Below are 22178 nucleotides of genomic sequence, written 5' to 3' on the forward strand. Positions count from 1 at the left end.
CTAGACCAAAGTCAGGGCAAGGTCACGCCTCATGATCGAAGATTCGCCCTTTGTCGCAGCCGCACCGGTGCTGGTGCCGATGCCCGCCGAACGCCCCTACACCTATGCCGTGCCGGCCGGCATGCGCGTGGTGCCGGGCTCGATCGTGCGCGTGCCGCTCGGGCCGCGCCAGGTCGCCGGCATCGTCTGGGATGGAGCGGTCGAGAAGGTCGACGCGAAAAAGCTGCGCCCCATCGAACAGGTCTTCGACTGCCCGCCCATCGACCGCACTATCCGCCGTTTCGTCGACTGGGTGGCGCAGTACACGCTGTCGCCGCCGGGCATGGTGGCGCGCATGCTGCTCAGGGCGCCGGAGGCTTTCGACCCCGAACCGTGGATCGAGGGGTTGCAGCGCACGCTTCTCGCACCCGACCGGATGACGGGCGCCAGGCAGCGCGTGCTGGAGACGGCCGAAGGCGGCCTTGCCTGGACGCGCTCCGGCCTCGCTCACGCCGCCGGCGTGTCGTCGACGGTGATCGACGGCCTGAGGGCGCAAGGCGTGTTCGAGACCGTGATGATCCCGCCGCGCCCGGTGGTGGCCGCGCCCGATCCCGGCTACGCCATTCCGGAACTGATGCCGGACCAGAGCGCCGCGGCGCAGATGCTGCGCGCCAATGTCGCAGCCGGCGTGTTCAACGTCGCGCTGCTCGACGGCGTCACCGGATCAGGTAAGACCGAGGTCTATTTCGAGGCGGTGGCGGCTGCGCTCGACCAGGGCAGGCAGGTGCTGATCCTGCTGCCGGAAATCGCGCTGACGCATGCCTTTCTCGAGCGCTTCCAGCAGCGCTTCGGCGCCAAGCCGGGCGAATGGCATTCCGACCTGCCGCCGCGGATGCGCGAGCGGGTTTGGCGGCAAGTGGCGGAAGGCGGCGTGCGGGTCGTCGCCGGTGCGCGCTCGGCGCTATTCCTGCCGTTCAAGGAGCTCGGCCTTATCGTCGTCGATGAGGAGCACGACCCTGCCTACAAGCAGGAGGACCGCGTCTTCTACAATGCGCGCGATATGGCGGTGGTGCGCGGCCATATCGGCAGCTTCCCCGTGGTGCTGGCGTCGGCGACGCCGTCGGTCGAAAGCCGGGTCAATGCCAGCCAAGGTAAATATAACAGAGCGGTGCTTTCCGCTCGCTTCGCCGAAGCGGCGCTTCCGCATCTGAAGGCGGTCGACATGCGGCGCGCGCCGCCGGCGCGTGGCGGTTTCCTGTCGCCGGTGCTGCTCGACCAGATGCGCCAGACGCTGGAGAGGCAGGAGCAGTCGCTGCTGTTCCTCAATCGGCGCGGCTATGCGCCGCTGACGCTGTGCCGGGTTTGTGGCCATCGCTTCGGCTGCCCGATCTGCTCGGCCTGGCTGGTCGAGCACCGGTTTCGCGGCCAGCTGGTCTGCCATCATTGCGGGCACAATGAGCGCCGTCCCGAAGCTTGCCCGGAATGCGGCACGCTCGATCATCTGGTCGCCTGCGGGCCAGGTGTCGAGCGCATCGCCGAAGAGGTCGTTGCGCATTTTCCCGACGCGCGCACCATCGTCTTGTCGTCGGACCTGATGGGCGGCGTTCGGCGGCTGCGGCTGGAGCTGGAGGCGATCGCCGATGGCGAGGCCGACATCGTCATCGGCACACAGCTTGTCGCCAAGGGTCACAATTTTCCGAACATGACCCTGGTCGGCGTCGTCGACGCCGATCTCGGACTTGCCAATGGCGATCCGCGTGCCGCCGAGCGCACCTTCCAGTTGCTCAGCCAGGTCACCGGCCGCGCCGGCCGCACCGGCAAGAAGAGCCTTGGCCTGCTGCAGACTTTTCAGCCCGACCACCCGGTGATGCGGGCGATCGTCTCCGGCGACGCCGAGGCTTTTTACGAGCGCGAGATTGCCGAGCGCGAACGGGCGGCGTTGCCGCCCTTCGGCCGGCTCGCAGGCGTCATCGTCAGCGCGGTGACGCGAGCGGAAGCCGAGGGCCATGCACGCGGCCTGCGCCGCGCCGCGCCCGAGGCCAGCGATCTGTTCGTGCTGGGGCCTGCGGAGGCGCCGCTGTCCTTGCTCGGCGGCCGCCACCGCTTCCGCCTGCTGATCCAGGGCGAACGGCGCGCCGACATGCAAGGTTTTATCAGGGCCATGCTGGCCAACGGCCCGAAACAGCGCGGCTCGGTCCGGGTGCAGGTGGATATCGACCCGCAGAGCTTCTTGTGAGTTGAACGCCGCCGGGCAGCCTCGACGATTGCCGAGAGCCCCACCTTGGCCTGCCGAAGCTCAATTGTTTTCACGACGACCTCCTTATGGTCTCATACGTTCATGATACCGGGGATTACCCAGGAAAAGGAACAGCCAATCATGAAAACTCTTGGCCTTCTGGGCGGGATGAGCTGGGAATCGACCGCCATCTACTACCGCTTGTTGAACGAGATCGTGCGCGAGCGGCGGGGCGGCTTGCATTCGGCCAAGCTTCTGCTGTGGTCGTTCGATTTTGCAGAGATCGCCGAGCGGCAGCATCATGGCGACTGGGACGGCGCCGGCGTGCTTCTGGCTGATGCCGCGCGCAAGCTTGAGACCGGCGGCGCGGAAGGTCTGCTTTTGTGCACCAACACCATGCACAAACTGGCCGATCGGGTGCAGGCTTCGGTGTCGATCCCGCTGATCCACATAGCCGATGCCACCGCGGTGGCGGTCAAGCGCGCCGGCATGCAGCGTCCGGCGCTGCTGGCGACGCGCTTCACCATGGAGCAGGATTTCTACAAGGGCCGGCTCGCCGACAAATTTGGCTTGAACCCTGTCGTACCCGATGGTGCCGGGCGCGACATGGTCCATCGCGTCATCTACGACGAGCTGTGCCAGGGCATCGTCAAGGAGACTTCAAAGGCGGCCTACATCGCCGAGACCGAGCGCCTGCGCCGCGAAGAGGCGGCCGACAGCGTCATCATGGGCTGCACCGAGATCACCATGCTCATCGGCCAGCAGGATTTCGACATCCCGGTCTTCGACACGACGCACATTCATGCCGAGGCGGCTGTGGAATTCGCGCTCGGTTGATGCGCGCTGCCTAAAGTACCTGGACCCATCTGGCGCGGGGGCTTTCCTCCGTTAGAATGCCTAGAATTTCAAACAGGCATTTCGAGGGGACAAGATGGATTTTGCGCTTCCATGGCCGACGAGCCAGGGCGAATGGCTGGCCTGGTCAAGCGCCGTCGTCACCGTGCTGCTCGGTCTTTTGTTTTTTCTGGCACCGGGCCTCGCCTTCCGTGCCCTGCGCTTGCAGGTCAAGCCAGAGAAGGCCGCGGCGATCGCCGAGGGGCGCGGCAGGATGTCGGGCTTTTATCTCGGTGTCGGCCTGTGCTGTATCCTGCTGGCGCAGCCGCTGATCTACATGGCGCTCGGCTTTTCCTGGTTGTTCACCGCCTTCGGCCGGCTGCTGTCGATGATGTCGGATGGCGCCAACACGCCTTTCAATTGGGTTTCCATTGTGGTGGAATTGGTGCTGGCGGCGTTACCGCTCGCCTTTGCCTTCGGCTTTCTGCCTTGAATCGTTGGGTATTCCGCGATGGAAGACGGGTGACTTTCGCCGGATGCGACAATAGTGCCTGAAAACCATGCGGAACGACGCATTGCGGTCTTAAAATGCCTGTGCTAGACGGCAATCGACTTTCGGCCGGGGATAGCGGAAGCCGCGCCTCCGTGCTCGAAAAAATGCAGTAAGGTCAAAGATTTAGCCAGAGTTTTTGCTCGCGCCAACAATCTACGGCCTGTCAGACAAGAGAAAAGACGGTCCGTGGCTCAATCGTCATCGCCAATCTCAGGTGTCGCAGAACGCTATGCGGGTTCGCTGTTCGAACTCGCCCTGCAGGCAAATTCCGTGGCCAAGGTCGAAGCCGACCTCAACAGTTTCGAAGCGATGCTCGCGGGCAGCGCTGATCTCACCCGGCTGATCAACAGCCCGGTGTTCTCCAGTGAGGACCAGGCCAAGGCCATCGCGGCAATCGCCGACAAGGCCGGGATTGCCGGCCTCACCGGCAATTTCCTGCGCGTCGTCGCCCGCAACCGCCGGCTGTTCGCCATTCCCGGCATGATCAGGGCGTTCCGCCAGATATCAGCCGAACATCGTGGCGAGACCGCTGCTGAAGTGACGTCGGCTCACGAGCTGACGGCTGCCCAGCAGACCGAACTCAGGGCGGCGCTGAAGAGCGTTGCCGGCAAGGACGTGGCTATCTCCGTCACCGTCGATCCGTCGCTGCTCGGCGGGCTGGTGGTCAAGATGGGCTCGCGCCAGATCGATACGTCGCTCAAAACCAAACTCAATTCGCTCAAGCTTGCACTGAAAGAGGTCGGCTGATGGACATCCGCGCCGCGGAAATTTCCGCAATTCTGAAAGACCAGATCAAGAATTTCGGCAAGGAGGCCGAGGTCTCCGAAGTCGGACAGGTGCTGTCCGTCGGTGACGGTATCGCCCGTGTCTATGGCCTCGACAATGTCCAGGCCGGCGAGATGGTCGAATTCCCCGGCGGCATCCGCGGCATGGCGCTCAACCTCGAAGCAGACAATGTCGGCGTCGTCATCTTCGGCGCCGACCGCGACATCAAGGAAGGCGACATCGTCAAGCGCACCGGCGCCATCGTCGACGTCCCCGTCGGCCCCGGCCTGCTTGGCCGCGTTGTCGATGCGCTCGGCAATCCGATCGACGGCAAGGGTCCGATCAGGGCGATCGAACGCAAGCGCGTCGACGTCAAGGCGCCCGGCATCATCCCGCGCAAGTCGGTGAACGAGCCGATGTCGACCGGCCTCAAGGCCATCGATGCGCTGATCCCGGTCGGCCGCGGCCAGCGCGAGCTGGTCATCGGCGATCGCCAGACCGGCAAGACCGCCATCATCCTCGACACGATGCTCAACCAGAAGTCAGTGCACGACAACGGCCCCGAGAAGGAAAAGCTCTACTGCGTCTACGTCGCCGTCGGCCAGAAACGCTCGACCGTCGCGCAGTTCGTCAAGGTGCTGGAAGAGCGCGGCGCGCTCGAATACTCGATCATCGTCGCCGCCACCGCTTCCGACCCGGCGCCGATGCAGTTCCTGGCGCCGTTCGCCGGCGCCACCATGGGCGAATATTTCCGCGACAACGGCATGCATGCGCTGATCAGCTATGACGATCTGTCGAAGCAGGCCGTCGCCTATCGTCAGATGTCGCTGCTGCTGCGCCGTCCGCCGGGTCGCGAAGCCTATCCGGGTGACGTCTTCTACCTGCACTCGCGTCTGCTCGAGCGCGCCGCCAAGCTCAACGACGATCTGGGCGGCGGTTCGCTGACCGCCCTGCCGATCATCGAGACGCAGGCCAACGACGTGTCGGCCTACATCCCGACCAACGTGATCTCGATCACCGATGGCCAGATCTTCCTCGAAACCAACCTGTTCTTCCAGGGCATTCGTCCTGCGGTGAACGTCGGCCTGTCGGTCAGCCGCGTCGGTTCGGCCGCGCAGATCAAGGCGATGAAGCAGGTTGCCGGCTCGATCAAGGGCGAGCTCGCGCAGTACCGCGAAATGGCGGCCTTCGCGCAGTTCGGCTCGGATCTCGACGCCGCCACGCAGCGCCTGCTCAACCGCGGATCGCGCTTGACCGAACTCCTGAAACAGCCGCAGTTCTCGCCGCTGAAGACGGAAGAGCAGGTCGCGGTGATCTTTGCCGGCGTCAACGGCTATCTCGACAAGCTGCCGGTCAACCAGGTCGGCAAGTTCGAGCATGGCCTGCTCAGCCACATGCGTTCGGCCGGCAAGGACGTCCTCGACGCCATCCGCAAGGAAAAGGCGCTGTCGGACGATTTGCGCGCCAAGCTGAAGGCCGAGATCGACGCTTTCGCCAAGACCTTCGCCTGAGCGAATTGCAAGACGGGATCAGGTTTGAAGCATGCCTTCATTAAAAGACCTTCGTAACCGTATCGCCTCGGTCAAGGCGACGCAGAAGATCACCAAGGCGATGCAGATGGTCGCCGCGGCGAAGCTGCGCCGTGCGCAAGAGGCCGCGGAAGCGGCGCGGCCCTATTCGGAGCGCATGGGTTCCGTTCTGGCCAACATCACCCAGGCGATCGGCGGCGGCGGCGATGCCCCGGCGCTGATGACCGGCACAGGCAAGGACGACGTGCACCTGCTCGTCGTCTGCACCGCCGAGCGCGGCCTGTGCGGCGGCTTCAATTCGCAGATCGCCCGCCTTGCCCGCGACCACATCCGCAAGCTTTTGGCGGACGGCAAGCAGGTCAAGATCATCTGCGTCGGCAAGAAGGGTTTCGACATCCTGCGCCGCGACTATGCATCGATGATCATCGACCGCGTCGACCTGCGCGAGGTCAAGACACTCGGCTTCGTCAATGCCGATGCGATCGCCAAGAAGGTCATCCACCTCTTCAATGAGGGCGGCTTCGACATCTGCACGCTGTTCTATTCGCAGTTCAAGTCGGTGATCAGCCAGATCCCGACCGCGCAGCAGATCATTCCGGCCGGCGTTGCCTCGGCTCCGGCCGAGGCGATCGATGGCGGCAACGCCGTCTACGAATATGAGCCGGAGCCGGGCGAAATCCTCTCCGACCTCATTCCGCGCAACATCTCCGTGCAGGTTTTCCGGGCGCTGCTCGAAAACGTGGCTGGCGAAATGGGCGCCAAGATGAGCGCCATGGACAATGCGACGCGCAACGCCGGCGACATGATCAACAAGCTGTCGATCACCTACAACCGTCAGCGGCAGGCGCAGATCACCAAGGAACTGATCGAAATCATTTCGGGCGCCGAGGCGCTCTAGGCGCGGTTCGCGGGTCATCGACCCGCGACCGGACCGCGTGAGAAACAAAGGACGAAAAAGGGTAAAGACGATGGCGAAAGCAGCGACCCCCAAGACGGCGGCCCCCAAGGCAGCAGCCGCGAAGACCGCAGTCCCCGCGAAGGCGGCAAAGGCTCCAGCAGCAGCCGCGAAGGTGGCCCCGGCCAAGGCGGCAGCACCGGCGAAGGCCGCAGCTGCCAAGACATCGGCAGTGGCCAGCAAGGCAACCGGCGTTGTCGGCAAGGTTCGCCAGGTCATCGGCGCTGTTGTCGACGTGCAGTTCGGCGATCACCTGCCGGCGATCCTGAACGCGCTCGAAACCACCAATGTCGGCAACCGACTGGTGCTCGAAGTCGCCCAGCACCTGGGTGAAAACACCGTGCGCTGCATCGCCATGGACTCGACCGAAGGTCTGGTTCGCGGCCAGGAAGTGCGCGACACCGGCGCGCCGATCACCGTGCCGGTCGGCCCGGGCATGCTCGGCCGCATCATCAACGTCATCGGCGAGCCGGTCGACGAAGAAGGCCCGGTCGACGCAACCGAAATGCGCTCCATCCACCAGCCGGCTCCGACCTATGTCGAGCAGTCGACGGAAGCACAGATCCTGATCACCGGCATCAAGGTACTCGACCTGCTGGCTCCCTACGCCAAGGGCGGCAAGATCGGCCTGTTCGGCGGCGCCGGCGTCGGCAAAACCGTGCTGATCCAGGAACTGATCAACAACATCGCCAAGGCGCATGGCGGCTATTCGGTGTTCGCCGGCGTCGGCGAGCGCACCCGTGAGGGTAACGATCTCTATCACGAGTTCATCGAATCCGGCGTCAACAAGAAGGGCGGCGGCGAAGGCTCCAAGGCGGCACTCGTCTATGGCCAGATGAACGAGCCGCCGGGCGCGCGCGCCCGCGTCGGTCTGACCGGCCTGACGGTTGCGGAATATTTCCGCGACCAGGGCCAGGACGTGCTGTTCTTCGTCGACAACATCTTCCGCTTCACGCAGGCGGGTTCGGAAGTGTCGGCTCTGCTCGGCCGCATCCCGTCGGCGGTGGGCTATCAGCCGACGCTCGCCACCGACATGGGCGCGCTGCAGGAACGCATCACCACCACCACCAAGGGCTCGATCACGTCCGTGCAGGCCATCTACGTGCCGGCCGACGATTTGACCGATCCGGCGCCGGCAACCTCGTTCGCCCACCTTGACGCGACGACGACGCTGAACCGCGCCATCGCCGAAAAGGGCATCTATCCGGCCGTCGATCCGCTGGATTCGACCTCGCGCATGCTCGACCCACTGGTCGTTGGCGACGAGCACTACGGCGTCGCCCGCCAGGTGCAGTCGATCCTCCAGCGCTACAAGTCGCTGCAGGACATCATCGCCATCCTGGGCATGGACGAGCTGTCGGAAGAGGACAAGCAGACCGTGGCCCGCGCCCGCAAGATCGAGCGCTTCCTGTCGCAGCCCTTCTTCGTCGCCGAAGTGTTCACCGGCGCGCCGGGCAAGCTGGTCGACCTCGCCGACACCATCAAGGGCTTCAAGGGCCTCTGCAACGGCGACTATGATCACCTTCCGGAAGCTGCCTTCTACATGGTCGGCGGCATTGAGGAAGCGGTCGAGAAGGCACAGCGCCTCGCGGCTGAAGCGGCGTAATCAAGGGAATAGGGAGTAGTCAGTAGTGAGTGGTGAATAGCAGGTTTGACCCGCGTCCTTTGTACGCCGTCACTACTGACTACTCCCTATTCCCTACTCACTAAATTGACATGGCTGAAGCTTTCAAATTCGAACTGGTCTCGCCGGAGCGCCTGCTTGTTTCCGAGCAGGTCGAATCGGTCGTCATTCCGGGTGCCGAAGGCGAGATGACCGTGATGGCGCATCACGCCCCGGTCATGACCACGATCAAGCCGGGTGTCGTCACGGTGAAGACCGCGGCGGGCGGCGAAGAGCGCTATGTGGTGTTCGGCGGTTTCGCCGACATCGTTCCGGCCGGCTGCACGCTGCTGGCGGAATCGGCTGTCGCGGTGAAGGATGTCGACCGCGCCGATCTCGCGCGCCGCATCCAGGAAGCCAGGGAAGACGCCGCCGACGCCAAGGACGACCAGGCGCGCAGCAAGGCGGAGCAGTTCCTTAGCCAGCTCACGACGCTGGAAGGCGCCATCCTGCCGGCGTAAGTCTGCTTCAGATGACTGAAAGAAAAGCGGGGCCTTGCCTCGCTTTTCTGTTTGTTGGACAGTCCGGCTGCCTTGGGATGGGGGTGGCCGATGACAGAAGAAGCAGCGCAACGAGAAACTGCCTCACGATCCCGGTGGTCGACGGCCTTGGTGTCGACCTTTGGCGGTCCATTCGGCGGGTTCCTGTGGGTTGGCAGCGGCAGGTTGGCGGTCGCCAGCCTGGTGGTGATCGGCGCTATCATTTTCGCACTTGCCTACACCGGATTTCCGGTGTTGCCGGGGGTCGATCTTGCCTGGCTGGCCAATTTTTCAGGTATCGGTTCGATGATCCTGGGGGTAGCGCTCGTCGTGCCCTTCACCCACCGGTTCAAGCCGGTGAGATGGTATGCGCACGGGTTTTGGGTGCTGGTGCTTGTCTTTCTGACCACCTATCCGGCTGCATTTGCAATACGGGCGTTCCTGTTCCAGCCGTTTTCCATGCCGTCCGGCAGCATGGCGCCGACTCTGGTGGAGGGAGACTATTTCTTTGTCTCTAAATTCGCCTACGGCTACGGCCGTTACAGTGTCCCTTTTGGACTGTTGCCCGTTGACGGCCGTGTATTCGGCGCTGAGCCAAGGCGAGGCGATATCATGGTTTTCAGGGTGCCGACTAACCCAGACGTAGACTACGTCAAGAGACTCATCGGTTTACCCGGCGACAGGGTTCAGATGGTCGAGGGCGTTCTCCACATCAACGGCGTGGCGGTGAAGCTTGAGAATGTCGGTGACTACTCGTCCATGGAGGTACGGTCGGCGAAGCTGCAGCGGGAGACGCTACCCGAGGGGGTTTCCTATCTGGTGATCGACTTGACCGACAACTCTGTCGGGGACAACACGCGCGAGTTTGTGGTGGGCGCAGGAGAGTATTTTACGTTGGGTGACAATCGCGACAACTCCAACGACAGCCGCTTCCAAATGGGCCTTGTTCCCTACGAAAGTCTCGTCGGCAAGGTCGTGCGGTTGTTCTGGAATTCGCAAGGCGTGGGCTATTCTTCCCGACAGACGTTGGACGGTTCGGCTGGCAAATAGGCCAAAACCGCATCGGGTCCGTCTCGACTATCCGCGTTCTATGCCGAGCGCAGCGAAGGCCAGTGTCGGGCCATCGCGCCGCAAGTGGACGAGATGCACGGCCACGAGTTCAATCAACGTCTGCCGCTCGGCATGGTCCCTGGCGAAGCCGGCGAGGTCGAACACCGCTGTCACGGTTTCGTTCGCCGGCAGTTGCTCGCTCAAAAGTGCCGTCAACTCTGCGTCGAGTGGATCGGTGAAATGCCCCTCCGGCAAGGTTTTTCCTCGCGCGGCGCAGGCAGCGATCCAGGCAGCCACCACCAGGGTTAAATGGACCAGCTCGGTACCGGCTTCTAGACATTCGACGGCGGAAGCGATGATGCGCTGCGGCAGTTTCTGGCTGCCGTCATTGGCGATCTGCGCCGTGCGATGGGCAAGTGCAGTGTTGGAAAAACGCTCCGCGAGCTCCGCAGTATAGGCGCTCGTGTCCAATCCGGCATCCTCGGGCAGGGTCGGAATGGCTTCGGCCCACAATGCATCGACGAATTGCCGGATCGCCGGGTCGGCGAAGGCGCGGTCGACGGTGGCATGACCGCTGAGCAGGCCAAGATAGGCGATGGCCGAATGCGAGCCGTTGAGCAGCCTGAGCTTCATGTCCTCGAACGGCCTGACGTCGTCGACCATGGTGACGCCGAACTGTTCCCACGCCGGGCGGCCCTGCGGGAAATTGTCCTCGACCACCCATTGGCAGAACGGTTCGGTCATGACAGGCCAGGCATCCTCGACACCGAGTTCTTCAGCGATCCGCGCCCGGTCGGCATCGGTGGTTGCCGGCACGATGCGGTCGACCATGCTAGAGGGAAGCGCGACCTGGTGGGCGATGTGGCTGGCGAGCCCGGCATCGCCCTTCGTGCCGAGCCTTGTGTCGCGCAATTCGGCGAATTCGGTCAGCAGCCGGTGCAGCGTGGCGCCGTTGGCCGGCAAATTATCGCAACAGAGCACAGTGAAGGGCGGTGTGCCGGCGGCGCGTCGCCGGGCAAGCGCCTCGGTCAGGAAACCATGCGCTGTCTTCGGCATCTGCGGATTGGCCAGATCATGGACGATATCGGGATGGGCGGTGTCCAGTCTGCCGCCCGCTGCCCTTAGATAGGCCTTTTCGGTGATCGTCAGCGTGACGATGCGGGTGCGCGGATCGGTCAGCGTGGCCAGCACCGCCCCGGGGTCCTCCGGCGCCACCAGCATCGCACCGATCGAACCAATGACCTGAAGCTTTTCGGTTCCACTGCTTCTGATCGCCAGCGTGTAAAGCCCGTCCTGCGGCGTGAGAGCGTCGCGCGTGTCGGTGCTGCGCAGCGAAACGCCTGTTATGCCCCAATCCGCCTCGCCTGCCGCCAGGCAATCGTCGACATAGGCTGCCTGATGGGCGCGATGGAAGGCGCCGACACCAAGGTGAACGATGCCCGGGACGACGCGGCTGCGATCATAAGCAGGTGTTACGATCGAAGCCGGCAGTGCGCCCGCCGTCTTCGTGGAAAGGCGTTCGGTCGTTGTGGTGCGACTGATCTGGTCGGATGACATGAGTGGCCTCGGCAGGGATCGGCAAAGCGGCGTAACATTCGATTTCTCACCACACAATGGGTCGAAAAGTCATCATACAACAATCCAATTTTTGTATGTTGACATTATTTCTTGCCGCCCCTACCGATAGCCGCCCTGGGAGGATGATCGTGGCACTGACCAATGCGGATCTGCTGTTTCCCGCCGAGGCGCATTCGCGCTCGGTTGCCCGCGACCTCTACGCCGGGATCAAGGACCTGCCCCTGGTCAGCCCACATGGTCACACCGATCCGCGCTGGTATGCGCTGAACGAGCCTTTCCCGGATCCGGCGCAACTGCTCATCGTCCCGGACCACTACATTTTCCGCATGCTGTTCAGCCAAGGCGTCCGCCTCGAGGATCTCGGCGTTGCGACGCTGGACGGCGCGCCTGTCGAAACCGACGGCCGGACGATCTGGCGGCGCTTCGCCGAGCACTATTATCTGTTTCGGGGCACACCGACCCGGCTGTGGTTCGACCACGTTCTTGCAGATCTGTTCGGCATCGACGAACCGCTGACCGCTGCGACCGCCGACCGCCATTACGACGCCATCGCAACGCTGCTGCAGTGGGAGAATTTCCGCCCGCGCGCCCTGTTCGAGCGCTTCAACATCGAGGTCATCGCGACCACGGAAGGCGCACTCGACGATCTCCAATGGCACCAGATGATCCGCGACAGTGGTTGGGAGGGCCGCGTTATCACCGCCTATCGGCCGGATGCGGTCGTCGATCCTGATTTCGAAGGGTTTTCAACCAATCTCGACCGGCTCGGCGAGATCACCGGCTGCGACACCGGCAGCTGGGCGGGCTATCTCGACGCGCATCGCCAGCGGCGTGCCTTCTTCAAAAGCTTTGGCGCGACCTCCTCCGACCATGGCCATCCGACGGCCGAGACCGCCAATCTTTCGGATGCGGCGGCGCAAGAGCTGTTCAATCGGGTTCGCCGTGGTTCCGACGACGAGCGCGAGCGAAAACTGTTCCGCGCCCAGATGCTGACCGAGATGGCCAAGATGAGCCTTGACGATGGGCTGGTGCTGCAGATCCATCCCGGCTCCTGGCGCAATCATTCGCCCGCGATCTTCCAGAAATTCGGCCGCGACAAGGGCTTCGATATCCCGACCCGGACCGACTATGCGACGGCGCTGAAGCCGCTGCTCGACTGCGTCGGGCTGGAGCGCGACCTGACCGTCATCCTCTTCACGCTCGACGAGACCAGCTATGCGCGCGAGCTGGCGCCGCTCGCCGGCGTTTACCCGGCGCTGAAGCTCGGGCCGGCCTGGTGGTTCCACGACAGCCCGGAAGGCATGCTGCGCTTCCGCGAGATGACCACCGAGACGGCCGGCTTCTACAACACCGTCGGCTTCAACGACGACACCCGCGCCTTTCCATCGATACCGGCGCGTCACGATGTGGCGCGGCGGGTCGACTGCGCGTTCCTCGCGCGTCTCGTTGCCGAGCATCGGCTGCGCGAGGACGAGGCGCATGAGCTGGCGCGGGAGCTTGCCTACACGCTTGCGAAGAAGGCGTACCGGCTCTGAGCCGGGCGCCCTGATTTTAAAAGGGAGGAAGTCATGTTGCATCTTTCGAAATTGACGGCAGCCACATTCGCCTTCGGCTCACTGCTGGTCGGCATTGCCAACGCCGAAACCGTGCTGCGCTCGGCCGACACGCATCCGGACGGCTACCCGACCGTCGACGCGGTCAAATATATGGGCGAGCTCATCAAGGAGCGGACCAAGGGTGCTTATTCGGTCGAGGTTTATCACTCGGCACAGCTCGGCGAGGAAAAGGACACGATCGAACAGACGCAGGCGGGCGTGCTCGACCTCAACCGCGTCTCGATGGGCCCTTTCAACGGCATCGTGCCGGAGACGGCGGTGCCGTCGCTGCCCTACATCTTCCGCTCCGTCGAGCATATGCGCCATGTCATGGACGGGCCGATCGGCGAGCAGATCCTCAAAGCCTTCGAGGCGCATAATCTGGTTGGCCTTGCCTTCTACGATTCCGGCGCCCGCTCCTTCTACAACACCAAGAAGGACATCGCCTCGATCGCCGACCTGAAGGGCATGAAGTTCCGCGTCATCCAGTCCGACGTGTTCGTCGACATGGTCAACGCGCTGGGCGCCAACGCCACGCCGATGGCCTATGGCGAGGTCTATTCGGCTTTGCAGACAGGCGTCATCGACGGTGCCGAGAACAACTGGCCGAGCTTCGAATCTGCCAAGCATTTCGAGGTCGCCAAGCACTACACGCTCGACCAGCACCAGATCGTGCCGGAGGTTCTGGTGATGTCGAAGGCGAGCTGGGACAAGCTTACACCGGAAGACCAGGCGATCGTGCGGCAGGCGGCCAAGGATAGCGTCGTCAAGATGCGTGAGCTGTGGGACGCGCAGGAGAAGAAGTCTCGCGAAATCGTCGAGAAGGCCGGAGTGAAGGTCAGCGAAATCGACAAACAGCCGCTGATCGATGCGATGAAGCCGGTCTACGACAAGTATCTGTCGACGCCCGAGTTGAAAGACCTCGCGTCGCGTATCCAGGCAACCAAGTAGTCCGTTCGTGGTAAATGATGGCGCGATTGCCCGCGCCATCATCCGGGGGAGGCGTGCATATGAAACCATTTTGGCTCGCAATAGAGCGGCTGCTGTCACGGTTGGCGAGGCTTGCGCTGTGGGTCAGCGGCATCGGGCTGACCCTGATGACGGTGATCATCTTCTGGCAGGTATTTTCACGCTATGTGCTCAACAGTTCGCCAAGCTGGACGGAACCCTTCTCGGTGCTTTTGATGGGTTGGTTCATCTTCCTGGGGGCAGCGGTCGGTGTTCGCGAGCGCACCCATCTGGGTTTCGATGTGTTGCTCTATTTCCTGCCGCCCGCCGCCAAGGCGGTGCTACGCAGCGTTTCGGATATCGTCGTCCTCGCCTTCGGCGCCGGCATGATCGTCTACGGCGTCCAGCTTGCCAGGCTGACCTGGAATACGGTGATGCCGTCTCTCGCTTTTCCGGGCGGTGTCGGTTTTCTGCCGGTCATCTTGGGCGGCGCGCTTGTCTGTCTGTTTTCGCTTGAGCGGCTGGCCGGGCGGTTTGCCGGACTGCCGGTCGATGCCGATCAGTACGCCACGGGCGAGGAGGGCCTGTGATGGCACTGACGGTTCTGTTCGGCACCTTCGTCTTCCTGCTGATCATCGGCACACCTATCGCGTTCTGCCTCGGCGTCGCCAGCTTCGCGACGGTGCTGGTGCTGGGCCTGCCGCCGCTGGTGGTGTTCCAGCGTCTCAACTCGGGCGTTTCCGTGTTCTCGTTGATGGCCATCCCGTTCTTCATTTTCGCCGGCGACCTGATGGTGCGTGGCGGTATCGCCGCCAGGCTGGTGGCGCTTGCCGGTTCCCTGGTCGGTCACCTGCGCGGCGGGCTGGGGCAGGTCAACATCGCTGCCTCGACCATGTTCGGCGGCATTTCCGGATCTGCAGTGGCCGATGCTTCGGCGGTCGGCGGGCTGATGATCCCGCAGATGAAGGCGCGCGGCTACGGCGTCGACTATGCTGTCAACATCACCTCCGTCGGCGCCATCATTGCGCTGCTGATCCCGCCCTCGCACAACATGATCATCTATTCGATCTCGGCCGGCGGCCGCATCTCGATCGCCGATCTGTTCACCGCGGGCGTCATACCCGGCCTGCTGCTGGCTTTGTCTCTCATGATCACGGCCTATTGGGTCGCCAGCCGCCGCGGCTATCCGACCGAGCCCTTCGCCGGCTTCGGCCGCGCGTTGCAACTGCTTGTCGCAGCAATTCCGGGCCTGATCCTTATCGGCATTATCTTCGGCGGCGTCCGCTCCGGTATCTTCACGGCCACTGAAAGCTCGTGCATCGCCATCGTCTACGCCTTCCTGGTGACGCTTATCATTTACCGCTCGATGAGCTGGAACGATTTCGTCGCCGCCACCACGGCCGCCGTGCGCACAACGGCAATGGTGCTGATGATCATCGGCTGTGCTGCTGCCTTTGGCTGGCTGCTGGCCTATCTCAGGGTCCCCGCCGCGCTCGTCGCCTTCCTGCAGTCCGTGTCCGACAACAAGCTGGTCATCCTGCTGATGATCAATGTCGTCTTGCTTATCCTCGGCACGTTCATGGATATGTCGCCCCTGATCATCATCACCACGCCAATCTTCCTGCCGGTGGTCATGGCCTATGGCGTAGACCCCGTGCATTTCGGCGTGATTCTCATTCTCAATCTCGGTATCGGCCTGTGCACGCCACCGGTGGGGGCGGTGCTGTTCGTCAGCTGCGCCATCGGGCGCATCCCGATCTGGACGGCGATGCGCTCGATCTGGCCATTCTACGGCGCGGCTTTCGTCGTGTTGATGCTTGTCACCTACATACCGGAAATCTCATTGTGGCTGCCGAGCCTGTTCCATTAGAGCAGTTCACGAAACGGAGAACTCCTCTAACCCTTTGTTTTGACGCAATTACGGACGGGAAACCGTTTCACACTTTTCCTGGAATTGCTTTAGGAGACCACCACGTGTCCGCTGCATCCGCCGACCTCAGGGTCGAGAGAAAACCCAAACTGTCGGAGATCGTGGTCGCGACGATCCGCAAGCAGTTGCAGGCGGGTGAGATCCTGCCTGGCCATAAATTGCCGACCGAAGGCCAGCTGACCGAAACCTTCGGCGTCAGCCGCACCGTCATCCGCGAGGCGCTGGCCAAGCTTGCCGCCGACGGGCTGGTTGAGCCGCGCCAAGGTGCCGGCGTCTTCGTCACCGAGCACATCTCGACGATGTTCGGGGCGCTGGCCACCGACATGGGCAGCAAGGATTCGATCGCGCTCAACGTGCTCGAGGTGCGCCTGGCGATCGAGATCGAATCGGCCGGGATTGCCGCGACCCGTCGCAACGCGGCGCAGGAGGCGGCGATCCAGGAAGCCTTTTTCGAATTCGAGCGGCTGCTGCTTGCCAGCGAGCCGACCGGTCCGGCCGACCTCGCCTTCCATCGCGCCATCGCCAGCGCCACCAACAACCCGTTCTATGTCGAGATGCTCGACGTGCTCGGCCGGCGCGCCATTCCCTGCGACGTGACCTCGCCCTGGTCGACTGAACTGGTGCAATCCGACAGCTACCAGCGCGGGCTGCAGCGCGAGCATCTGGTGATCCTCAACGCCATTACATCAGGCGATGCCGAAGCCGCGCGCGAGGCGATGCGGACGCACCTCACCGCCAGCCAGCAGCGCTACCGCGAGCGGCTGCATGCGCGTCAGGCCTTTTATGCCAGCTCGGTCAAGGCCACTGCCGGCGAATGACCCCGTTTCAAGTCAGGACGACAATGAACCAGAGCCATACCGACTACACCTCGCGCTTCGCCATCGATCCGGTCGCCGCCGCGGCGATGGGAACCGATGAGCTGCGTCACAACTTCCACATTGACGGCCTGTTCCAGCCCGGCCGCATCAGCCTGACCTATACCCACTACGACCGCATGATCGTCGGCGGCGCCGTGCCGACCGGTGCGCTGCTGCCGCTGGAAACGATCAAGCCGACCGGCACCAAAGGCTTTCTCGACCGGCGCGAGTTGATCGCTGTCAACATCGGTGGTGCAGGTATCATCACAGCCGGCGGCCAATCCTATGAATTGCAGGCGCGCGACATGCTCTATCTCGGCATGGGCACTACCGACGTGTCATTCGCTTCGATGGACAAGGCCGCGCCGGCAAAGTTCTATCTGCTCAGCGCGCCGGCGCACCAGGCCTGGCCCAGCCGGCTGATCCGCATCGGTGACGCCAAGCGCCTCGATCTCGGCAGCAAGGATACCTGCAACGAGCGCTCGATCTTCCAGTTCATCCATGCCGAGGGCGTCAAGACGTGCCAGCTGGTGGTCGGCATGACCCAGCTGGCTCCCGGTTCGGTGTGGAACACCATGCCGTGCCATGTGCACGACCGGCGCATGGAGGCCTATCTCTATTTCGACCTGGCCGAGACGGCGCGCGTCTTCCACTTCATGGGCGAGCCGGACGAGACGCGCCATCTGGTGATGGGCAACGAGGAAGCGGTGCTGTCGCCGGGCTGGTCGATCCACTCCGGTGTTGGCACGTCGAACTACGCTTTCATCTGGGCGATGGCCGGCGACAATGTCGACTATACCGATGTCGACCCGGTGACGTTGGACGATCTGCGGTGAGCGACCCCTTCAGCCTTGCCGGAAAACGCATTCTCGTCACTGGCGCCAACACCGGCATCGGCCAGGGCATCGCGGTGTCGATCGCACGTGCCGGGGGCGCGGTGATCGGCGTCGGCCGCTCGTCGATGGAGGACACCGCAGACAAGGTCACCGCAATGGGTGGGCAGTTCGAGGCGGTGAGCGCCGACCTTGCCGACACATCGGCCGCGGGCCCGTTGCTGGAGCGGGTCTGGGACGAAAGCGGTCCGCTCGACGGGCTGGTCAACAATGCCGGCATCATCCGGCGCGCCGATGCCGTCGACCTCAGCGAGGCCGATTGGGACGACGTCATGGACGTCAATCTGAAGACGGTTTTTCTGTTCTGCCAGAGCTTTGCCAGGCGTGCCTTGGCCGCTGAGCGGAAAGGCAAGATCGTCAACATTGCCTCCGTGTTGAGTTTCCAGGGCGGCATCCGCGTCGCCTCCTACACCGCCTCGAAGCACGGCGTGCTCGGCATCACCCGGCTGCTCGCCTGCGAATGGGCGGCAAAGGGCATCAACGTCAACGCCATTGCGCCGGGCTATATCGAGACCAACAACACGCAGGCGCTGCGCGCCGATCCCGACCGCAGCGCCGCCATCCTGGCGCGTATCCCGGCCGGCCGCTGGGGGGAAGCGGGCGACATTGGCGATGCCGCCGTCTTCCTGCTGGCGCCAGCGTCGAACTATATGCATGGCGCGGTGGTGCCGGTGGATGGCGGCTGGCTGGCGCGCTAGCGCGGTTCATCGTTTCGCGGAAACGCTGAACCGCGCTATCCCATTGTTTTAACGCAATCCCGGACGGAAAACCGTTTCACACTTTTCCTGGAATTGCCCTGAGGAGACAACGATGACGAAGCCGAAGATTTTCGCGCATGCCGGCGAAGGCGCCTGGACGACAACGGCGGACGGCAACAGGCGGCGCGTTCTCCTGCACACCGACGAGTTGATGTTGGTCGAATTCGGCTTCGACAAGGGTAGCATCGGCGCCCTGCATTCGCACCCACACGTCCAGGCAAGCTATGTCGCCGAGGGCCGCTTCGAGGTGACCATCGACGGCCGGAGCGAGATCCTCGCGGCTGGCGGGAGCTTCATCGTGCCGTCGGGCCTGGTGCACGGTGTCAAGGCGCTCGAAGCGGGGCGGCTGGTCGACAGCTTTGCGCCGCACCGGGCCGATTTCCTCGGTTGAGGGTGCCAACGTCGCATCTGTCCGCTCCTCGAACGAGAAGCCCGGAAAGTAGGGCCGGTTGCCTCGATGCTTTTGGACGCGCAAATAGCGCCGCAAGGCGCGAAGGAGAGGCAGCGACTGGCAAGGCGCGGAACAAGCGACCAGAAGCGGCTGCTCTCTTGGATTGCATTGCGCGGTTTCGGTTGCTCGGTTAGCGGATTCCAAAGAACCGGCCAATTTTTTGCCTTGGGCTCATCTGTTCCCTCCGGAAGGCTGCAAGATCGGCTTCCAATTTGGAGTTTTTCGCTGTTAGCGTTTCAATCTCGGCACGGAGCGACTGACCGTAGTCATTGGATTGCAGGATGGCAGGAAGCTCCAGGAGGTGCATGTTCCCTTCGCTGGCAAGCCGTTCAAGGCATTCGATCATAAGGGCACCACCTGCGTCAGGCGTGTCTGCCAAATAGTGATAGCTCTGATTTGGCCGGATGACAGCGATGCGGTCGAGGATAAACTGGTGGAAGAAGAAACGCTCCTCAGCTGTACGACAGGCCGGCATTACAGCTTCGAGGAGTCCAGTGTATAGCGTGGTCCAGGACCCGCGTTTGCGTTCCTCGGGCCAGTCAAACCACTGTTTGTGATAGTTTTCCTCGTGATCCAGCCGGTAGTACAGCGTCTCCGGGATCCGAATGAAGCTGCCCCAGCGCAAGAGCTTTGCCAACCATACAAATATTTCGGAAAGCCCCCGATACTCGTCGGGTCTAATGAGCCCGGCTTGCCTGACAGCGTCGCGACGGAGTAGACCGCGCACAGCCACGGGCTCCTTTTGCTCAATATGCTGCCGAAGGCGATGAAGTGTTTCCCCCTCGATCGACGGGGATGTATCCATACCGGTCCGTCCGCCCATCCACTTACAGTCGGCGTAAACGGCCGCCGCATCCGGTTTCTCCCGGGCGGTGCGAACCAATCTTTCGAAGAAGTCCGCTGTGGTTGTGTCGTCGTGCTGACGATAGCAGAAGAACTCGCCGAGCGGCTGTTTCAGCAACCAGTTGAGATTTCCAAACCAGTCGAGCCGTTGTTGATGGACAACCATTCTAAACCGGTTGTCGTCGAGGAATGGCCGGCACTTTTCGGCCGTTGCAAGGTCGTTCCCGTCGACTGAAATAGTGACCTCGAAGTCACGGAAAGTCTGCTCCTGAAGACATTTGAGTGCTTCCTCAATATATTTCGTGCCCTTATATACGGGCATCCCTACCGTAATTGTCGGCGTCAAGCGTTCCATCGCGATCCTTTGAGGTGGTCAGACGTCACCGGCTATCCTCCCTACGCACCGATCGGCAAAATATGGCGCCATAGTGAGTTTGCCTGGATCTATTGAGTGGTAATTGCCCTTCGAGGTAATTCCAATCTGATATCGTTGATGCAGTTCGCTATCGGTGTCGTAGATATCCGTCTCGCCCCAAGCAACGATAAGCCCACCTTTGACCAAGGCATCCGGCAAGTTCGCGGCATCAATTGCGGCCAGTGAGGGGATGATCTCAGCCATGGCGGCAATTGTTCGTGTCAGGATTTTTGTGCGGAGCGGCTCTGGCGGATAGGTATCCCAAACCGGCGGCGTCACCTCGGCTGAAAACCCATGGATGCATTCCGGGTACCACGTAAGATATGTCAGCCGATCAGGATAACTGACCACTTCGCCGAATGGCCCAGAGACAAAGGTCGCACTGGGAGGGCGGTCAAGTCCGTCCGGCAAGGTGAAGCTAATTCCGTATTTTAGCCGATGAAGCCAAGGCCGATTGGGTTTCAGCCCCATTGTCGCGTCAACCGCCAAGCGCCCGTCCCAAAGAGCGTTCACTACGTGATCGAAAGCATCTACTTGAAGGAAACCACCCTTCTTACTCATAACGCACAGCCTATCATCAACGCTATCAACCTTTGAAACGTGATGCCCAAGACGCACTTCGATGCGGCGATGGTCGGCAATTGCTCTCCTAAGGGCCGATGCCAGCGCTACTGGATTGATGGCGACTTCCGGAGTGTCGAAAGCTGCAAGCGCCGCGTCCGAGTTGAATGCTGTATCCCGCTCGCTGCTGGACCATGCTCGCGGTGGCGCCGAAAGATCCAATCCGAAGTAGTCGAACTCGCGTCCAGTTGATGTTTCCACAATCAACTGATGAACGTCCTTGAGATAGCCCCCAACCGCCTGGGCAGAATGTTGGCTGTCTCGATGGACAACGTAAGCCGCGGGAACCGAGGTTGCCAAGGCGTGCGTCTCGATGCCCAGGTGGCGATGCATGAAAGGTGCGAAGGCAAGAGCGCCCTTCATCATGATCCGGGCTGTCGAAAGAGACGGGTCACCGGCATACATATATCCAAGATGAATCTTCCCTTCGTTCGCGACAGCTGTTCGACTGAGAATCGCATCGTTTCTATCGAAAAGGACTACATCCATGCCTCGCTCGCCCAAAGCCAGAGCTGCGCAGCAGCCTTGAAGCCCCCCGCCTAAAATACCCACCCGCATTCCGGACCCCCCTAGCAAGGCAGCGCTGCGATCGACGCTCCCACCGGGTTCCTTGATATCAAGGAGGCGCGCTCGTCAACGAATTTGGTCGTCTCGCCGCCGCCATCCTGGCGCGTATCCCGGCCGGCCGCTGGGGGGAAGCGGGCGACATTGGCGATGCCGCCGTCTTCCTGCTGGCGCCAGTGTCGAACTATATGCATGGCGCGGTGGTGCCGGTGGATGGCGGCTGGCTGGCGCGCTAGCGCGGTTCATCGTTTCGCGGAAACGCTGAACCGCGCTATCCCATTGTTTTAACGCAATCCCGGACGGAAAACCGTTTCACACTTTTCCTGGAATTGCCCTGAGGAGACAACGATGACGAAGCCGAAGATTTTCGCGCATGCCGGCGAAGGCGCCTGGACGACAACGGCGGACGGCAACAGGCGGCGCGTTCTCCTGCACACCGACGAGTTGATGTTGGTCGAATTCGGCTTCGACAAGGGTAGCATCGGCGCCCTGCATTCGCACCCACACGTCCAGGCAAGCTATGTCGCCGAGGGCCGCTTCGAGGTGACCATCGACGGCCGGAGCGAGATCCTCGCGGCTGGCGGGAGCTTCATCGTGCCGTCGGGCCTGGTGCACGGTGTCAAGGCGCTCGAAGCGGGGCGGCTGGTCGACAGCTTTGCGCCGCACCGGGCCGATTTCCTCG

Annotated in this window: 21 protein-coding genes and 1 pseudogene; 19 read left to right on the forward strand and 3 right to left on the reverse strand. The window is 62.6% G+C overall.

The genetic code is table 11. The annotated features are described in order from the left end of the window. The first annotated feature begins 31 nt into the window (after nucleotides 1–31). From EOA16_RS30255 to lepB, 9 genes are all read left to right on the forward strand, one after another. Nucleotides 32–2215 (forward strand): primosomal protein N', encoded by a 2184-nt coding sequence (locus EOA16_RS30255; protein ID WP_127261414.1) that lies wholly within the window; start codon nucleotides 32–34, stop codon nucleotides 2213–2215. A 141-nt stretch (nucleotides 2216–2356) separates the two neighbouring features. Beyond that, nucleotides 2357–3052, forward strand: coding sequence for an aspartate/glutamate racemase family protein (locus tag EOA16_RS30260; RefSeq protein WP_127261415.1), 696 nt, complete (start codon nucleotides 2357–2359; stop codon nucleotides 3050–3052). A 94-nt stretch (nucleotides 3053–3146) separates the two neighbouring features. Continuing rightward, complete coding sequence (locus EOA16_RS30265; protein ID WP_127261416.1) at nucleotides 3147–3542, forward strand: DUF4345 family protein; 396 nt, start codon at nucleotides 3147–3149, stop codon at nucleotides 3540–3542. Between the two features lie 246 nt (nucleotides 3543–3788). Next, nucleotides 3789–4349, forward strand: a complete 561-nt coding sequence (locus EOA16_RS30270) for a F0F1 ATP synthase subunit delta (protein WP_127261417.1) — start codon at nucleotides 3789–3791, stop codon at nucleotides 4347–4349. Further along, nucleotides 4349–5878: a F0F1 ATP synthase subunit alpha gene (gene atpA / locus EOA16_RS30275; protein ID WP_127261418.1), complete on the forward strand. Its 1530-nt coding sequence runs from the start codon at nucleotides 4349–4351 to the stop codon at nucleotides 5876–5878. The genes EOA16_RS30270 and atpA overlap by 1 nt, the downstream gene beginning before the upstream one ends. A 31-nt stretch (nucleotides 5879–5909) precedes the next feature. Continuing rightward, nucleotides 5910–6794, forward strand: coding sequence for a F0F1 ATP synthase subunit gamma (locus EOA16_RS30280; RefSeq protein ID WP_127261419.1), 885 nt, complete (start codon nucleotides 5910–5912; stop codon nucleotides 6792–6794). Between the two features lie 70 nt (nucleotides 6795–6864). Then, the gene (atpD, locus tag EOA16_RS30285; protein ID WP_164754432.1) at nucleotides 6865–8457 is read left to right on the forward strand and encodes a F0F1 ATP synthase subunit beta; all 1593 of its coding nucleotides are present in this window, start codon (nucleotides 6865–6867) and stop codon (nucleotides 8455–8457) included. Between the two features lie 110 nt (nucleotides 8458–8567). Continuing rightward, complete coding sequence (locus tag EOA16_RS30290) at nucleotides 8568–8975, forward strand: F0F1 ATP synthase subunit epsilon (RefSeq protein ID WP_126066787.1); 408 nt, start codon at nucleotides 8568–8570, stop codon at nucleotides 8973–8975. A gap of 90 nt (nucleotides 8976–9065) precedes the next feature. After that, nucleotides 9066–10043 (forward strand): signal peptidase I, encoded by a 978-nt coding sequence (lepB, locus tag EOA16_RS30295; RefSeq protein ID WP_245456062.1) that lies wholly within the window; start codon nucleotides 9066–9068, stop codon nucleotides 10041–10043. 27 nt (nucleotides 10044–10070) lie between these two features. On the opposite strand, the gene EOA16_RS30300 is transcribed toward lepB, so the two are convergent. Beyond that, nucleotides 10071–11600, reverse strand: a complete 1530-nt coding sequence (locus EOA16_RS30300; protein WP_127261420.1) for a mannitol dehydrogenase family protein — start codon at nucleotides 11598–11600, stop codon at nucleotides 10071–10073. A gap of 146 nt (nucleotides 11601–11746) precedes the next feature. Between EOA16_RS30300 and uxaC the strand changes: the two genes are divergently transcribed. The 8 genes from uxaC (at nucleotide 11747) to EOA16_RS30340 (ending at nucleotide 18993) form a co-directional block, all read left to right on the forward strand. Next, on the forward strand, nucleotides 11747–13156 hold the full coding sequence (uxaC, locus tag EOA16_RS30305; protein WP_164754434.1) for a glucuronate isomerase: 1410 nt from the start codon (nucleotides 11747–11749) through the stop codon (nucleotides 13154–13156). 33 nt (nucleotides 13157–13189) lie between these two features. Further along, entirely contained in the window at nucleotides 13190–14167 is a 978-nt protein-coding gene (locus EOA16_RS30310) for a TRAP transporter substrate-binding protein (protein ID WP_127261422.1), read from the forward strand. Between the two features lie 59 nt (nucleotides 14168–14226). Then, nucleotides 14227–14754 carry a TRAP transporter small permease gene (locus EOA16_RS30315; protein WP_127261423.1) on the forward strand — a complete coding sequence of 176 codons (528 nt, stop codon included), beginning with the start codon at nucleotides 14227–14229 and terminating at the stop codon, nucleotides 14752–14754. Continuing rightward, nucleotides 14754–16034, forward strand: coding sequence for a TRAP transporter large permease (locus tag EOA16_RS30320; RefSeq protein WP_127261424.1), 1281 nt, complete (start codon nucleotides 14754–14756; stop codon nucleotides 16032–16034). Before EOA16_RS30315 ends, EOA16_RS30320 begins: the two co-directional genes overlap by 1 nt. A gap of 104 nt (nucleotides 16035–16138) precedes the next feature. Then, complete coding sequence (locus EOA16_RS30325; protein WP_127261425.1) at nucleotides 16139–16912, forward strand: FadR/GntR family transcriptional regulator; 774 nt, start codon at nucleotides 16139–16141, stop codon at nucleotides 16910–16912. Between the two features lie 23 nt (nucleotides 16913–16935). Continuing rightward, a complete protein-coding gene (gene kduI, locus EOA16_RS30330) occupies nucleotides 16936–17787 on the forward strand; it encodes a 5-dehydro-4-deoxy-D-glucuronate isomerase (protein ID WP_127261426.1) in 852 nt (283 codons plus the stop codon). Beyond that, nucleotides 17784–18542, forward strand: a complete 759-nt coding sequence (kduD, locus tag EOA16_RS30335; RefSeq protein WP_127261427.1) for a 2-dehydro-3-deoxy-D-gluconate 5-dehydrogenase KduD — start codon at nucleotides 17784–17786, stop codon at nucleotides 18540–18542. Before kduI ends, kduD begins: the two co-directional genes overlap by 4 nt. Nucleotides 18543–18654: 112 nt before the next feature. Continuing rightward, on the forward strand, nucleotides 18655–18993 hold the full coding sequence (locus tag EOA16_RS30340; protein ID WP_127261428.1) for a cupin domain-containing protein: 339 nt from the start codon (nucleotides 18655–18657) through the stop codon (nucleotides 18991–18993). Nucleotides 18994–19183: 190 nt separating this feature from the next. On the opposite strand, the gene EOA16_RS30345 is transcribed toward EOA16_RS30340, so the two are convergent. Further along, complete coding sequence (locus tag EOA16_RS30345; protein WP_127261429.1) at nucleotides 19184–20251, reverse strand: glycosyltransferase family 2 protein; 1068 nt, start codon at nucleotides 20249–20251, stop codon at nucleotides 19184–19186. Nucleotides 20252–20269: 18 nt separating this feature from the next. Then, nucleotides 20270–21490 carry an FAD-dependent oxidoreductase gene (locus EOA16_RS30350; protein ID WP_127261430.1) on the reverse strand — a complete coding sequence of 407 codons (1221 nt, stop codon included), beginning with the start codon at nucleotides 21488–21490 and terminating at the stop codon, nucleotides 20270–20272. A gap of 95 nt (nucleotides 21491–21585) precedes the next feature. Between EOA16_RS30350 and EOA16_RS30355 the strand changes: the two are divergent. Next, nucleotides 21586–21732: pseudogene (locus EOA16_RS30355) on the forward strand (SDR family oxidoreductase); the annotation flags it as partial. A 112-nt stretch (nucleotides 21733–21844) separates the two neighbouring features. After that, nucleotides 21845–22178: cupin domain-containing protein (locus EOA16_RS30360; protein ID WP_164754433.1), on the forward strand; the 334-nt coding region annotated here is incomplete at its 3' end.

This window comes from Mesorhizobium sp. M7A.F.Ca.US.008.03.1.1, assembly GCF_003997495.1.
Classification (GTDB): Bacteria; Pseudomonadota; Alphaproteobacteria; order Rhizobiales; family Rhizobiaceae; genus Mesorhizobium.

Coding starts and splice junctions, on each gene's coding strand:
- EOA16_RS30255 (WP_127261414.1), top strand. CDS start 32: ATGATCGAAGATTCGCCCTTTGTCGCAGCCGCACCGGTGCTGGTGCCG.
- EOA16_RS30260 (WP_127261415.1), top strand. CDS start 2,357: ATGAAAACTCTTGGCCTTCTGGGCGGGATGAGCTGGGAATCGACCGCC.
- EOA16_RS30265 (WP_127261416.1), top strand. CDS start 3,147: ATGGATTTTGCGCTTCCATGGCCGACGAGCCAGGGCGAATGGCTGGCC.
- atpA (WP_127261418.1), top strand. CDS start 4,349: ATGGACATCCGCGCCGCGGAAATTTCCGCAATTCTGAAAGACCAGATC.
- EOA16_RS30280 (WP_127261419.1), top strand. CDS start 5,910: ATGCCTTCATTAAAAGACCTTCGTAACCGTATCGCCTCGGTCAAGGCG.
- atpD (WP_164754432.1), top strand. CDS start 6,865: ATGGCGAAAGCAGCGACCCCCAAGACGGCGGCCCCCAAGGCAGCAGCC.
- EOA16_RS30290 (WP_126066787.1), top strand. CDS start 8,568: ATGGCTGAAGCTTTCAAATTCGAACTGGTCTCGCCGGAGCGCCTGCTT.
- lepB (WP_245456062.1), top strand. CDS start 9,066: ATGACAGAAGAAGCAGCGCAACGAGAAACTGCCTCACGATCCCGGTGG.
- EOA16_RS30300 (WP_127261420.1), bottom strand. CDS start 11,600: ATGTCATCCGACCAGATCAGTCGCACCACAACGACCGAACGCCTTTCC.
- EOA16_RS30310 (WP_127261422.1), top strand. CDS start 13,190: ATGTTGCATCTTTCGAAATTGACGGCAGCCACATTCGCCTTCGGCTCA.
- EOA16_RS30315 (WP_127261423.1), top strand. CDS start 14,227: ATGAAACCATTTTGGCTCGCAATAGAGCGGCTGCTGTCACGGTTGGCG.
- EOA16_RS30320 (WP_127261424.1), top strand. CDS start 14,754: ATGGCACTGACGGTTCTGTTCGGCACCTTCGTCTTCCTGCTGATCATC.
- kduI (WP_127261426.1), top strand. CDS start 16,936: ATGAACCAGAGCCATACCGACTACACCTCGCGCTTCGCCATCGATCCG.
- EOA16_RS30340 (WP_127261428.1), top strand. CDS start 18,655: ATGACGAAGCCGAAGATTTTCGCGCATGCCGGCGAAGGCGCCTGGACG.
- EOA16_RS30345 (WP_127261429.1), bottom strand. CDS start 20,251: ATGGAACGCTTGACGCCGACAATTACGGTAGGGATGCCCGTATATAAG.
- EOA16_RS30350 (WP_127261430.1), bottom strand. CDS start 21,490: ATGCGGGTGGGTATTTTAGGCGGGGGGCTTCAAGGCTGCTGCGCAGCT.